Here is a 13,704-nt window from a genome sequence, read left to right on the forward strand (position 1 = left end):
GCATGCGCTATCCCGACCTGCCGCTGCCGCCTGTTGCAGGCGGCTTTATCCTTTCCCGGCACCTTAACCGCAGCGATCCTTTGCTGGCGGTGAGTCACTTCGATCCGCAAAAGTATCATGACGGGCTGGCTGTCGAATGGGATATTCCGCTGCCCGCCCGACTGCAGCAGGCTGTCAGTAAACGGCGTGCTGAATACCTCGCCAGCCGTCTGCTGGTCCGGTCAGTGATGGCAGAACTGGGTATTGCTGATTTCATTCTGACCAATGCAGCTGATCGATCCCCCTGCTGGCCCGCTGGCATTCAGGCGTCACTGTCGCACAGTGCAGGCATCGTTGTGGTAGCGGCAACCCGTCAGCCCTGCGCTGTTGGGGTGGATGTCGAGCAATTTATGTCGGAGACGACGGCGCATGAAACGGCTGAGTTGCTGATGAACGAGCAGGAACAGCACCTGTTACGGACGCTGCCCGTCTCTTTTCGCGCTGCCGCTACCCTGCTCTTCTCCCTCAAAGAGAGCGTTTATAAAGCCATCTGGCCGCAACTGCTTCAGCCGATGGACTTTCCGGATGCGGAACTGGTGTCGGTAGATTTCTCACAGCAGCGCGCGACGTTGCGACTGACTCAGGACTTCAGCGGGTGTTTTGCGATGGGAACGTTACTGGAGGCGAGCTTTGTGTGGCGGGATACTCAGGTAATCACGCTAATCACACATCGGCTTTAAAAAAACCGGCTAAACAATACGCGTTAAAACTTTGCGGTTTAGCCGGGGGTAACACAGACGAAAGAAAAGGTTCAGAATGGCAGAAACCGGAGTTTCTGCTGATCGCTAACGTAGCCTGGTTCAGGCGAAGCATGCCACTACGCTTTTTTGCTAAGCTTTGCCAGCTGCCGTTAAAGCCCGGTGTCGGTGCGTTTTACCGAGTCGAGCGTGGCAAGATCGCGCTCATTACCGGTCAGCTCCGTCAACTTGCCTTCACGCATCTCCAGCAGCCGATCGGCATGAATGAAGTAGTGATCGTCATGGCTGATGGCAAACACCGTTTTACCCGCCTGCTGTAACCATGGCAGCAGCTCGCGATAAAAGATACGTCGGAAGTGAGGGTCCTGATCCGCCGCCCACTCATCCAGTAGCAGCACATCGCGCTCTTCTGCCACCGCTAGCAGCAGTGCCAGTCGCTTACTCTGTCCTTTAGAAAGCTGCAGATTCAGCACTTTGTTGCCTTCAATCTTCAGCTTATCCTGCATCTTCAGTCTCTCCAGCCAGAGCTGAACCAGCGCCGGGTTGGCTGCAACCCCTTCCCGTCCCATTAACCGGTCAAACAGATGTAAGTCGGTAAAGACCGCCGAGAACTGACTGCGCCACACATCAAGCTCATCCGCCGTTATCGGCTTGCCATCCAGCAGCAGCGTGCCGGACTGAGGCTGATAAAGACCGGTCAGCAGCATCGCCAGCGTCGATTTCCCGCTGCCGTTGCCGCCAATCAGAAAGACCAGTTCGCCCCGGCGCAGCGTCAGGTTAACCGGCCCGACCTGGAAGCCGTTATCACCATAGTGAAAAGAGACGTCGCGCAACTCCAGCGTTTGCCAGTCTGAGGACGTTGAGGCGGAGTGGAATCCTGACTGATAAGGAGCGAGGTCAAAGGCATTGAGCTTACGGAATGCGACCTGGGCACTGAGCAACGTCGGTAACGCGCCCACCGCGGAGAGCAGCGGCGTGCGTAAAAACAGCAGCGTCAGGGAAAAGGTAGCGGCGACGGCGGTATTGGCCCAGCCCAGGCTGTTGGCCATAAAAAAGACCATGCCGATAGCGCCTAACGTCATGATATTTGACCAGTTGACCGCACTGAGATGATAAGTATCGGCGCGGACAATGTGGTGTCGCCAGGCGCGGGCATCTTCCTGATAAACCGTGTCGTAGACCTGCTGAGCGCGTGAGCGGTTAAGCTGTAGCTCTTTGCGCCCTTCAATCACCGTCTGATAATCACGATAGAGGTTATCTTCGATTTCCCGCAGCTTTGCCATGTGCTGGTAAACCCGCGAGACCAGCAGCCAGCCGCCAACCAGCGTGACACCCAGCCAGACACTGGTTACCAGCAGCATTTTAGGCGACAGCCACGCAAGATAGATCGCCGAGCCAAGCGTAATAATCACACCCTGAAAGAGCTCCGGCAGGCGCACAAAGGCCAGAGTAATGGCCCGCACGTCGCTGGTCAGGCCCGCCAGCAGCTGCGCACTGCCGAGTTGCTCGATGCGTTCAATACGGGTATCGAGGATACGCTTGATAAATTCGCCGCGCAGTCGCCAGACAAACTGATGGCCAAGCATGGTCAGCGCCAGCTGCGAGGCCAGTGTCACCGCCATCAGCACCACCAGCTGCAACAGAAACTGCGGCAGTACCGCAAATGAGGTGTTGATGGCGACAATCATTTCGCGATTGATAAAGGCGATCATGCCGATACCCAGCACGGCGCTTAACAACGTGAGCGCAATCACCCCGATAAAAGGCCAGCGGAACTGGCGAAAAACAACGCTTAGCAACGTCATGCAGGCAATCCAGCAGTCAAAAAACAGCCTGCAGTGTAATGGGATGCAATATGATAGCAATAGTTATTCGTACCACGCCGTAACCGGCGTGGTGGGTCAGAAAGCGCGTCGAAACGTCAGGTTATAACGCCAGGCACCCACCAGCGGATGAACGCCTGGCTTAAGTGGCAGGATGCCGTGGTAACGCAGGCGCGACGGCCCGCCCCACACCACAATGTCGCCATGCTCCAGCAGCACACGCTGGGTACTGTCACCCCGTTCGAAACCGCCAAACTGAAAGACCGCCGGTAAACCCAGCGACACCGAAACGATAGGCTGACGCAGATCTTTCTCATCTTTATCCTGATGCAGCGTCAGCTTCGCGCCCGGCTCATAGCGATTAAGCAGGCAGGCATCCGGATTAAAGCCAGGGAACCCCGCCTCAGACGCCGCCTGCTGCGCCAGAGTACGAAACAGCGGCGGCATAGCCGGCCATTTACGCCCGTTCAGGTTGTCCTGCTGCTGATACTGGTAGCCGCGTGAATCCACCGACCAGCCGAAATCGCCACAGTTGGTCATCGCCACCGACATGCGATGGCCACCGGGCGTAATGCGATGGGCAAACGGATTCTGCTCCGCAATTGCCATTATTTGCTGATAAAGCGCCTCTGCATCCTCACGTGCGCGACGCCGCAGGATCACCGCGCCCTCAGCCAGCGTCTCCTGCCAGGGTTGTTCTTCACTAAACAGATCTAACATCAGGGTTCTCCGGATTCAGCGGGGATCAGGAAAGCAGCGAACTGCGGCGACATCCAGCTGACAAATTTATCGCCCTGCTTGCTGATCAGATAGACCGCCAGATGCTGTTCAATCGCCAGCGCCTGGGCTTTTTCCGTGCCAAGTACCATCAGTCCGGTATCCCAGCCATCGGCTTCCAGCGCCGTGGTGGCGATCACCGTGGCGGAAACCAGTTTATGCTCAATTGGCCGTCCGGTAACGGGATCGATAACATGAGAAATGCGTTTGCCGTCCAGTTCATAATAGTTGCGATAGCTGCCGGAGGTACTGATGCCGTGTCCCTGCAGATTAACGCGCGCCTGAACCGCATTCTCACGATCGGTCGGTTTCTGAATCGCCACCCGCCACGGCTGCTGCTGCGCATTAAGGCCACGGCTCAGCACGGCGCCGCCCACAGACACCAGATAGTTATTGATGCCGAGCTGCTCCATCAGTCGCGCCAGATGATCGGTGGCGAAGCCCTCGCCCACCGTCGAGAGATCGACATAGAGACCTGGCAGATCTTTCTGCAGCCACTGTCCGTCTGCGCCCTGCACCACCCGCAGATGCTGCAATCCGGTCTGCGCCCGGGCGGCGGCGATTTGTGCCGCATCCGGCGTATGGCGGGGCTGCTTCGTCGGGCCAAAGCCCCATAAGTTGACCAGTGGCCCGACGGTAATATCCATCGCCCCGCCGGTTTTACGGCCAATCCGCAGTGAGGTCGTGACAATATCTGCCATGTTTTCACTCACCGGCTGCGGTGACAGGTCACGGCTTTGGTTGAAGCGCGATAAGGCGGAGTCTGGCTTCCAGGTAGAGAGCTCCGCATCGTCCGCATCCAGCTGCTGCTGAATCCGCTGTTGCAGTTCCGCTCTGCGCTCACTCGCCACACCGGCCAGGCTTACCCGCCAGACGGTTCCCATGGTTTTTCCTTCCAGCACCAGCGCGGATGTGGTCGCTGGCTTATCACAGGCCGTTAACATCAACGCTAACATCGCTATAAACAGCAGATTAATCTGAGAACGCATCTTTCCTCACTTGTAACACTTTATTCAGCTCTGCTACAAAGCATAAACTTCGGGTAAAGACGCTTAAAGAGAGTTGAATATTTCTCTGAAACCTATCAGTATTCACCGGTCATCTACCCTGTATGCGCCTTTCATCAGGCGACTAACGTTAACCAAAGTAAGGAGCGGCAGATGATCTATCTGATTCTCGTCATTGCCCTGGGGCTGTTTATCTTCAGTAGCTATAAAGTCTTGCATCAGCGTCGTCATCGTCACATGACACCCTCACGCCCGCGCCAATAACAGGCTTCACTGCACCTGATTGGGGCAAGATCGCCCTGACGCGCGCGGCAAGTGTACCAAAGTGCGCGCGAGGTCTGTGGCTGTGAGAGCGGTAAAGCTGGCATGAATTCTGCACTGTTGAAACAGTGTTTATCTCTGAGAGGTGCAGAATGAAAAATTCACAGAAGTGGCAGTCAGCATGGCATCACTGGCTGAGCTTTTCAGCCTTCACCCTGGCAGGCGTGGCATTTGAAGGCGCGCGATTCGGCAGCGTGGTGTCGTCAGTGACAACCGCGCCGGAAGCCACCAAGTGGCGAAAGGCTGAAGCGCTCAGCCCGAAAGGTGACGCAGGAGCGCAGCGGTAACTGCGCTCCCGTACAACTCAGAACTGGTAAACCAGACCCAGTGCCACCACGTCGTCGGTATTGATACCGGCTGCGTCGGTGAAAGCGTTGTCGTCCAGCAGGTTGATCTGGTAATCAACATAGGTGGACATGTTTTTGTTGAAGTAGTAGGTCGCGCCAACGTCGATATATTTTTTCAGATTCTGTTTACCCCAGTTCTGAACATCGGTGCCGCGTGAGGTGACGTACGCCAGGGATGGACGCAGGCCAAAGTCGAACTGATACTGCGCAACCAGTTCCCAGTTGTCCGCTTTATCCGCATAGCCATAAGCTGAAGAGTCATTGGTGCTGTCGCCGAAGCGGGTCGCATTGTACGAGCGTGAGTACATAGCCGCCAGATAGACGTTGTTCGCGTCATATTTCAGACCGCCAGTATAGACTTCCGCTTTATCGCCACTCCCGAGGATGCCTGATGTTGCGCTGTTCTGGTCGTTGGTACGGTCAGACTGGAAAGCAGCCGCACCAATGCCGAAACCTGAACCCAGATCATAAGTTGTGCTCAGACCCCAGCCGTCGCCGTTCTGACCTAGTACGTCACGGCCATTCGGAGACTCGGTGCTGTTGCCATTCTTGCCCTGATACTGGACTGCAAAGTTCCAGCCATCCACCAGACCGAAGAAGTTATTGTTACGGTAGGTCGCCATGCCGTTACCGCGCTGATACATAAAGTTATCTGCGCCGTAGGTGTCGCCGCCGAACTCTGGCAGCACGTCGGTCCATGCGCCGATGTCGTAAGCTACGCCGTAGTTACGACCGTAGTCGAACGAACCTGCATCACCAAATTTCACACCGGCAAAGCCAACACGGGTGAAGCTGTCAGCCGTACCTTCAGACTCGGCGTTGTTCAGCGCTGCCTGGTATTCCCACTGGCCGTAACCGGTCAGCTCATTGCTGATTTCGGTTTCGCCTTTGAAGCCGAAGCGAACGTAAGACTGATCGCCATCAGAACCATCGTTATCAGAGAAGTAGTGCAGACCGTCAACTTTACCAAAGAGATCTAATTTGTTGCCGTCTTTGTTATAGATTTCAGCTGCGTTTGCTGATCCTGCTGCAACCAGCAACGCAGGGATCATCAGGGAGAGAACGCGACGTTTCATTTTATTACCCTCTGTTATGTGCCTTTATTATTTGCCACTGCTAACTGAATGATTAAAAATTCAGCCGGCAGGCCATTGTTGTTTTATAACGGGCAATAATCCACCAGGAAAATGCTACTAAATTTCCAAAAGTGTTTCATACGTCGAAACAGTTATTTCATAATGTAAATAACGGGGAACTAATAACCAGCACGGATCGATAAAAAATGGCGCACAAATCGATAAACCGATTCAGAGAGCTATGTTATCAACGGGTTACATCAGAGTATTCCGAAGCACTGAATGATAAAACTTATACGGAATCTGGTAATAGAATAGACCCCGCTATCATCATTTATTCCATTATTACCTTCATTCTCCCCGAATGAGATGTACAACTTATTATTTCCCGCCGGACAAGTTGTCCGGCATTTTTTTGCCTGCTATTTACCGTTCCGTTATATCTTCGTAAACTTTCTTAACCGGGTTAAATTAACTACGGCCTGTTTCCGCACATATTGTTAAAATACGCACGCTTTGCGCCCTGACTGCCCAAATATCCGCCATGTTAATTTATCACCGTAATTAAGCAGGCGGATATTTTAGCAGGTGCGGATTTTCAGCGCTCGCGCATCGATTCTTTGACTTTATTCAGGGGCTTAATCAGATAATCCATAACCGATTTCTGACCGGTTTTAATCTCTACATTGGCCACCATACCGGGCACGATCGGGAATTTACGTCCGGCACGGTTAGTCAGCTCGGCTTTCTGGGTACGAACATAAACACGATAGTAATATTGATCACGTTTTACCTCATCCTGCAGGGTATCTGGCGACACCGTTTCAACTTCGCCGTGCAGATCGCCATAGATGGAGGAGTCATAGGCGGTCACTTTGACGGTAGCCGCCAGACCGGGCCGGATATAAGCGATATCGCGTGGATTGATGCGCGTCTCAATCAGCAGTTGATCCTCCAGCGGGACGATTTCCATCAGTTTACCGCCAGGCTCCAGTACCCCACCGACCGTGGTGACCTGAATATCTTTAACAATGCCGCGCACCGGTGAATAGAGCGTGGCACGCGTCAGCTGATCCTCTTTGCCTGCAGCAACCTGCAATTGCGCATCCAGTTCGGCATTATTTTTCACCTGCTCTTCGTGGGCGCGCACCAGATAGTCATTGCGCGCCTCATCGATTTTGCCGCGCAGATCGCTGACCTGACGACGCAGTCGAATCACCTCGACCTGCCCTGCTGCGCCTTTGGCAACCAGCGGTTCCGTCAGGCGCAGTTCATCCTGCACCAGTCGCAGCGACTGCTGCAGATTACTGATGGTTTCGGTGAGATTACGGCGTCGCGACTCGTAGAGCTGCCGTTCACGCGTCACCAGGTTCGGCTCCTTCAGCGTTTCGGCGCTGAATGTCAGCGGCGTGCCCGACAGCTCCGCCTCCAGCCGCTCGGACGAGGCGCGCAGGGTGCGCACTTTGGCCTGCGCCTCGCCGAAGTTCGACTGGAAGCGTGTCGGATCGAGGGTCGCCAGCACCTGCCCTTTTTCGACAATGTCGCCCTCATGCACGTTAAGCTGTTTGACGATGCCGCCATCCAGGCTGTCAATCACCTGCGCGCGGCTGGAAGGGGTGACTTTACCGGTGCCGACCGTGACCTCATCCAGAATGGCAAAGTGCGCCCAGATGAGAAAAATCGCCAGCGCGGCGGTGCAGAGCCAGATAATCGCCGATGTCCGGCGCTCATGACGAGCAAGATCTTTATCAACAATAACCAGACTCATGCGGTGTCTCCTTTACCTGGCGACGGTGCCGACGCGGGTGTCGTCGCACGGCGCAGGATCTCGTCGCGCGGGCCGTCGGCCACAATCCGGCCGTTATCCATCACCACAATACGATCGACCATCTTCAGCAGCGCCGGACGGTGCGTCACCAGCACCAGCGTCCGGCCGCTGATCCAGCCCTGTAGCTGACGGATCACATGCTCCTCCAGCTGTTCATCCATCGCCGCGGTGGGTTCATCCAGCAACACCACCTGCGGCTGACGCAGGATCAACCGGCTCAGCATCACCATCTGACGCTGGCCGCCCGAAAGTCCGCGCCCGCCTTCATTGATAATGCGGTCCAGGCTGGCGGCATCCTGCTGGACCAGCGACAGCGCGCCGCTGATGCGCAGCGCCTGCAGCATCTCCTGTTCGCTGGCATGGGGATTGCCCAGCATCAGATTCTGCCGCAGCGTGCCAAAAAAGAGGCGGGAGTCGTGCGACAGCCAGCCGAGCTGACGACGTAAATCGGTGGGATCGATACGCTCAATATCGACGCCATCGACAATCACTTTGCCCTGGGTAGCCAGCGCCTGACCGGCGAGGATCTTCAGCAGCGTCGATTTCCCTGCTCCGACTTTGCCCAGAATGGCAATCTTCTCGCCGGGCTTAATCTGCAGCTGCTGAACGTTGAGTACATTCTTTTCATTCTCTTCGTCATAGCTGTAGTGCACATTGCGCAGATCGTACCGGCCGGTGAGCGTCGGGCAGTGTGCCAGCGTGGTCGCTTCAGGCTGATCAAGCGGCTTTTTCAGCAACTCATCCAGCCCTTTCATCGCCATTTTGGCGTGCTGCCAGCGCGAGAAAACCATGGTCAGCTGCATCAGCGGGGCGATGGTGCGTGATGAGAGCAGGCTGCAGGCAACCAGCGTACCGGTAGTGATTTGCGAATCGAGCACCAGATAGACACCAAATACCAGCATGCCCGCATAGGTGAGCTGCTGCACAGTCGAGGCCCAGCCGGTGAGACGCGCGCCCCACAACCGCTGCTGGTTACTGATTGAGGCGCTGACTTCGTGCGTCTGCTCCCACTGACGCTGAAAATAGGGTTCCGCCTGCAGCGCCTTGATATCCTCAATCCCTTCAATGGTCTCTACCAGCACCGCATTGCGCAGCGCGCCCTCGCGCAGACCCTCTTTGGCCAGCCGCGCCATCGGGATCTGCACCAGCAGACCGGGAATGACGATCAGCGGGATCGCCGCCAGCGGAATCAGCACCAGCCAGCCGCCAACAAACGACATAATAAACAGGAACAGGATAACAAACGGCAGATCGGCCGCTGCGCCTACCGTGGTCGAGGTGAGCAGCTCACGCACCTGGTCGATCTCACGCAGCTGCGAGATAAACGAACCGGTCGACTTCGGACGCGCCTCATTACGTATGCTCATCGCCCGGGCAAACAGCATGGCCGAGACTTTCAGGTCGATGCGTTTGCCCATTAAGTCTGACACCTGGGTCCGCATCAGCCGGATCAGATACTCAATGGCCGCAGCGATCAGCACGCCGACAAACAGTACCCACAGCGTGGACTGCGACTGGGCCGGAATGACCCGATCGTAGACCTGCATCGAAAAGAGAATACCGGCCAGTGCCAGCACATTACTGATCACCGAGGCCAGCGAAATTTCCGTGATACGGCGGCCCATACCGCGAAAATTTTTCCAGAACCAGTGTGGCTCATAAGGCTGAACGAATTCGTCGATGCGCGCATCACGGCCACGCGCCGCTACGCCAATCACGCCGACATCGCCCTGGGCGCGTGCCAGCAGTTCTGATAACGCGCTTTCACGCACCACATCGCCACCTTCACTGAGCCAGTAGCGCGCGCTGTTGTCTGAATCGATGCTCTCCAGCACCGCCACGCTGGCATTCTCCAGCACCAGCACCACCGGGGTGATCTCCTGACGCCAGCGCAGTTTGTTCTGCGGCACCATGGTCAGATGCAGTCCCAGCAGGCCGGAGAGTCGTTCCAGCTGCTGTGACACCGGCAGATGTTCAAACCAGCGCATCTGCTGACGCAGGGTTTTGCCATCGGCAGGTTTACCGAATCGCGCGGCTACGCGCAGCATGGCGGCAATCCAGTTATCGGTATTCAGGGTTGATGTACTCATTATTAATGCCTTATCGCTATTGCAGCGAAGGAAGGAGATCGCCGCTGCTTTGCTGGCGATCGATACCCATGATATCGAGCAGATTGTCTACCGCGGCGGCATAACGCACGGTGGCGTCCCAGCCATCGTAAAGCGCGGTGATACGTGAGCTGTCAGCCTGAAACACATCCTGTTCCACGCTAAGCAGATCGTTCAGGCTGCGCTTACTCAGGCGATATTCATCGGCGTAGACATTACGGGTATGGTCGGCGCTGGCCAGCTGCACTTCCCCGGCAGCCTGCCGCTGCTGCGCGCCAATCATGTCGGCATAGGCGGTAGAGGCGTTTTGATTGATGGCGAGCTTAGCCTGCTGAATAGCGGCCTGCGCCGCTTCACGATCGCCCTCCGCTGACTGGGTTTTCGCATTCACCAGGCCGCCCTGATAAAGCGGTGCTTCCACCTGCAGCTGCACTTCATCATCCCAGTAAGATTGACGATCGTTTTCATAGCGGGTCCGGCCCGCCTGCACTTTAATCGTCGGCCAGTGACCGGACTCTGCCTGGCGCACCCGTTCACGAGCGGCTTCCTGTTTCGACTGCGCGCTGCGCACTGCCGCGCTGCTTTCATAGGCGATTTTGTCGAGGGTGATCTGCTGCTTAAGCAGCGCCTGTGGCAGTTCAGGCAGCGTGGCGGGGACCACGCCGGTCAGCACGGTCAGTTGCGCGGTGGCGGAACGATGCTGGGCACGATATTGCTCCAGCGTGGCCTGCATCGCGGCGATGCGGGTTTCTGCCTGCAGCACGTCGGACTGGGAATTGAGGCCGGCATCGGCGCGCAGTTTCGCGATATCCCGCACGCGCTTCAGCGAGGCAATATTGGTATGCGCCGTTTCTGCCAGCGCCTGGTAACGTTTGACTTCGAGGTAGGCCTGCAGCGTATCTTCCGCCACGGTGGTCATCGAGTCGAACAGGCTGTAACGATAAGCATCCGACAGCGCGTGCTGCTCATCGATGGCGCTGCCGGTGCGGCCAAAGTCGTAGAGCAGCTGGCTGAGTGTGATACCGCCGGAGCCGTTATTGTTCAGGCTCCCGGCGGAGTCAGTCTGATGAGAGCGTCCCGCCGCGCCCTGCAGTGAGATCTGCGGATACCAGGCGCTGCGGGCGGCATCAAGATCCCCCTCACCGATGTGGATCTGTGCCGCCGCTTCCGAGATTTTCGGATTGCGGGCGAAGGCCCGAAGAATGGCGTCGCGCAGCGTTAAGCTGGCAATCTGCTCTTCGGTGGGCGCGGCGCGCCAGTTAAATTCGGCTTTAGGTAACGGTGCGGCAAAGGCCGCGTGCACTGCAACGCCACTCAGGGCGCACAACAAAAAAGTTAATCGCGCTTTGTTCATTATCCATACCAACAGGGGTTCTTATCATCATGGTGTTTTTCCTGGTGAACAAAGCGAGCAAAAAGGGGTGCTACTCAGCGTCTGACAGATTTACTGCGTTATTTTATTTATGGTTCGCAAGCGAGACGCTAAACGACCTTTAACATTATTAGATCAGATCCCGCGCTTATTCCTGCTAAAAACAGATGAAATCGTTAATATTTCTGCTGAACGAACGAAAAGCAACCACTCAGCTAGCTCGCGCCAATCCAGACAGGCTTAACAGACCTGTCCGGAAGGCAGTGCGTTTACTAATGTGTCAGCGTCAGACCAGGGGGTGTGCCGCAGGATGCTGCAGCAGGTGGTCGGCGAGCGTATAAGGAATATCGGAGAACAGTTGACTTTCCTGCGGTGCGGCGGCGGCAGAAGATGCCTGCGCCACATGTGCGGTTTCCGCCTGCTGGGTCAGGCTGACCGTCTCCAGCAACTGGTCCACCGTCTGACCCTCCAGCGGGTTGGCACTTTCAGTATGTGATGCCACCTGCACCGTCTGGCTGGCACTGGCCAGATTAAAGGCGCTGTCTTTGCCGCTGACTGTCATCTGGTACTCACCATCGTCCAGCGGTGCCAGCTGCCCGGCCAGAATGGTCAGCGCCCAGCCGCCATCGGCTTTTACACTGGCGCTGTAGTGCTGATCGCCCAACGTTAATTCCACCAGGCTGCCCGGTTGCAGATGACTGGAGCTGCCCTGAATCAGATGCCAGCTGTTGACATCGGCAGCATCAATTTGGTTATCACCAAAAGCCGTGTCCAGGGTCAGCGTCGGCTGCTGGTGCACGGCTACGGTAAAGAGTTTATCGCTGGTCTGGGTGTCGCTGTTGCCATATTCATCCCAGCGGTGAAAGGTGGCGGCGACCGGGCCATCCGGCAGTGCCAGCAGCTCGCTGGAGGTCAGTGTTACCATACCTTTGGCATCGGGCTGGTAGGTTTTACCGTTGATCTCCAGGGTGTTGGCGCCTTCAACGTAGAAGCTCAGATCGTGCTGCGCCTCCTGATAGTTAAGCGTCATGTCACCGCCGATATCCATTTCGGTGTAGATCGGAATAAAGCCGGTGTGGATATTCAGCTCATGCGTGACGTCGATGTAGTTTTTGGCCCCGTCGATCGACCAGGCGCGGATTTCCCCAACGTTGATAAAGGCGTGCACATCCGCTGCCGGGATCACCACCTGCCAGTGTCCATCATCGCCTGTTGTGGCGGCGTAATCTTTCTGGTTGGCACCCGTGATCACCAGGCGATGGCCCGGCATGACGGTGGAGAGCGTGCCGCTCAGTAGCAGATCCTGCTGGCTTTCTGCCAGGTTTATCACATCGTCCGCAGTGACCTTATCGAAGCTAATTTTTGGCAGGCTACTCAGATGGGTGATCAGCGTCAGATCATGATATTCGGTGGCGGTTTTTCCATTGGGATCGGTCGCCGTGACTTTCAGGCTGTAGACCCCGTCTTTCAGCGCCTGCATATCGCTTTCATGAAATGAGCCATACCACTTACCGTCGTTTCCCATGCTGGCGGTGGTGGTTTGCGTCCCCAGCGTCAGTTTCAGCACCGACCCCACCGGCAGATGCGTTGCGCTGCCGCTGATCTCAACGCCATAAATGCTCTCAGCAATACTCACCGCGTTATCACCACTGACCGTGTCCACGGTCAGCGTAGGTTTGATCGTGCGGTCGGTATAGAGACCAAAATCAACGGTGGTTGCCGTGCTTTGCCCTGCTTTATCGGTAATGGTCAGCGTCAGCGTGTGATTGCCATCCGCTACGCCTTTCAGCGCATCAGCCGGCATTGAGGCGTTCCAGTAGCCCCACTTATTGACGGTGCTGTGCCAGCTTTGATCGTTGAAGGTCAGCGTGACGGTGGATCCCGCTTCTCCTTCCGCACGGCCGCGCAGATGCACCGGCTTTTGCGCTTCCCAGCCGGCGATCACGCCATCACTGGCGATCGGTTCATAGGGTCGCAGCATAGCGGGCGGCGAACTTTTGACCGCGCTGACAGCCAGTGTGCTGTCGTTGAGCGGGCTGCTATGCAGTGACTCGGTGGAGAGCGTGGTGATCAGCAGGCTCTGGCTCTGCGTGGCGAAAGGAAGGCTCAGACTTTGCGTGGTGACCGGCGCAATGGCTGGCACTGCGCTATCGGCGACGGCAAAGTCGCTTACCGCCGTCTGAAAAATGGATTCAAGCCGGGTAGTACGAAGCGTATCGCGTGATGACATAGGTAACCTCAGTTCAGAACAGAAACGCAGACAAAAACCATCGGATAAACCGATCGTTTAGTCTGACGACATGGTAGT

General features: G+C 56.3%; 11 protein-coding genes. 3 read left to right on the plus strand and 8 right to left on the minus strand.

Annotation, left to right across the window (positions count from 1 at the left end):
• Positions 1-2 precede the first annotated feature (2 nt).
• Entirely contained in the window at positions 3-719 is a 717-nt protein-coding gene (locus HFD87_RS11465; RefSeq protein ID WP_167423460.1) for a 4'-phosphopantetheinyl transferase, read from the plus strand.
• 170 nt (positions 720-889) lie between these two features.
• Here HFD87_RS11465 and HFD87_RS11470 read toward each other — a convergent pair whose 3' ends face one another.
• From HFD87_RS11470 to apbE, 3 genes are all read right to left on the minus strand, one after another.
• A complete protein-coding gene (locus tag HFD87_RS11470; RefSeq protein WP_010248354.1) occupies positions 890-2,542 on the minus strand; it encodes a multidrug ABC transporter permease/ATP-binding protein in 1,653 nt (550 codons plus the stop codon).
• A gap of 96 nt (positions 2,543-2,638) precedes the next feature.
• The gene (alkB, locus tag HFD87_RS11475; RefSeq protein WP_033767444.1) at positions 2,639-3,280 is read right to left on the minus strand and encodes a DNA oxidative demethylase AlkB; all 642 of its coding nucleotides are present in this window, start codon (positions 3,278-3,280) and stop codon (positions 2,639-2,641) included.
• Positions 3,280-4,326, minus strand: a complete 1,047-nt coding sequence (gene apbE, locus HFD87_RS11480) for an FAD:protein FMN transferase ApbE (protein ID WP_167423461.1) — start codon at positions 4,324-4,326, stop codon at positions 3,280-3,282. Before apbE ends, alkB begins: the two co-directional genes overlap by 1 nt.
• 171 nt (positions 4,327-4,497) lie before the next feature.
• Between apbE and HFD87_RS22830 the strand changes: the two genes are divergently transcribed.
• Together HFD87_RS22830 and HFD87_RS11485 are read left to right on the plus strand one after the other, a co-directional pair.
• Complete coding sequence (locus tag HFD87_RS22830; protein ID WP_010248361.1) at positions 4,498-4,608, plus strand: hypothetical protein; 111 nt, start codon at positions 4,498-4,500, stop codon at positions 4,606-4,608.
• A gap of 149 nt (positions 4,609-4,757) precedes the next feature.
• The gene (locus HFD87_RS11485; protein ID WP_010248364.1) at positions 4,758-4,952 is read left to right on the plus strand and encodes a hypothetical protein; all 195 of its coding nucleotides are present in this window, start codon (positions 4,758-4,760) and stop codon (positions 4,950-4,952) included.
• Between the two features lie 17 nt (positions 4,953-4,969).
• Here the strand turns inward: HFD87_RS11485 and ompC are convergent, their stop codons facing one another.
• From ompC to HFD87_RS11510, 5 genes are all read right to left on the minus strand, one after another.
• A complete protein-coding gene (gene ompC, locus HFD87_RS11490; RefSeq protein ID WP_031292696.1) occupies positions 4,970-6,088 on the minus strand; it encodes a porin OmpC in 1,119 nt (372 codons plus the stop codon).
• A gap of 598 nt (positions 6,089-6,686) precedes the next feature.
• The gene (locus tag HFD87_RS11495) at positions 6,687-7,856 is read right to left on the minus strand and encodes an HlyD family efflux transporter periplasmic adaptor subunit (protein ID WP_010248368.1); all 1,170 of its coding nucleotides are present in this window, start codon (positions 7,854-7,856) and stop codon (positions 6,687-6,689) included.
• Positions 7,853-10,006, minus strand: coding sequence for a type I secretion system permease/ATPase (locus tag HFD87_RS11500; RefSeq protein ID WP_167423462.1), 2,154 nt, complete (start codon positions 10,004-10,006; stop codon positions 7,853-7,855). The genes HFD87_RS11495 and HFD87_RS11500 overlap by 4 nt, the downstream gene beginning before the upstream one ends.
• 16 nt (positions 10,007-10,022) lie before the next feature.
• Complete coding sequence (locus HFD87_RS11505) at positions 10,023-11,378, minus strand: TolC family outer membrane protein (protein WP_010248373.1); 1,356 nt, start codon at positions 11,376-11,378, stop codon at positions 10,023-10,025.
• 304 nt (positions 11,379-11,682) lie between these two features.
• Entirely contained in the window at positions 11,683-13,626 is a 1,944-nt protein-coding gene (locus HFD87_RS11510) for an Ig-like domain-containing protein (RefSeq protein WP_167423463.1), read from the minus strand.
• Positions 13,627-13,704 lie beyond the last annotated feature (78 nt).

Source organism: Pantoea sp. EKM21T (assembly GCF_011800405.1).
GTDB classification, from domain to species: Bacteria; Pseudomonadota; Gammaproteobacteria; order Enterobacterales; family Enterobacteriaceae; genus Pantoea; species Pantoea agglomerans.

Bases quoted from the DNA above. Each gene is read 5' to 3' on its own strand.
- HFD87_RS11465 (WP_167423460.1), top strand. From the start codon at position 3: ATGCGCTATCCCGACCTGCCGCTGCCGCCTGTTGCAGGCGGCTTTATC.
- HFD87_RS11470 (WP_010248354.1), bottom strand. From the start codon at position 2,542: ATGACGTTGCTAAGCGTTGTTTTTCGCCAGTTCCGCTGGCCTTTTATC.
- alkB (WP_033767444.1), bottom strand. From the start codon at position 3,280: ATGTTAGATCTGTTTAGTGAAGAACAACCCTGGCAGGAGACGCTGGCT.
- apbE (WP_167423461.1), bottom strand. From the start codon at position 4,326: ATGCGTTCTCAGATTAATCTGCTGTTTATAGCGATGTTAGCGTTGATG.
- HFD87_RS22830 (WP_010248361.1), top strand. From the start codon at position 4,498: ATGATCTATCTGATTCTCGTCATTGCCCTGGGGCTGTTTATCTTCAGT.
- HFD87_RS11485 (WP_010248364.1), top strand. From the start codon at position 4,758: ATGAAAAATTCACAGAAGTGGCAGTCAGCATGGCATCACTGGCTGAGC.
- ompC (WP_031292696.1), bottom strand. From the start codon at position 6,088: ATGAAACGTCGCGTTCTCTCCCTGATGATCCCTGCGTTGCTGGTTGCA.
- HFD87_RS11495 (WP_010248368.1), bottom strand. From the start codon at position 7,856: ATGAGTCTGGTTATTGTTGATAAAGATCTTGCTCGTCATGAGCGCCGG.
- HFD87_RS11500 (WP_167423462.1), bottom strand. From the start codon at position 10,006: ATGAGTACATCAACCCTGAATACCGATAACTGGATTGCCGCCATGCTG.
- HFD87_RS11505 (WP_010248373.1), bottom strand. From the start codon at position 11,378: ATGAACAAAGCGCGATTAACTTTTTTGTTGTGCGCCCTGAGTGGCGTT.
- HFD87_RS11510 (WP_167423463.1), bottom strand. From the start codon at position 13,626: ATGTCATCACGCGATACGCTTCGTACTACCCGGCTTGAATCCATTTTT.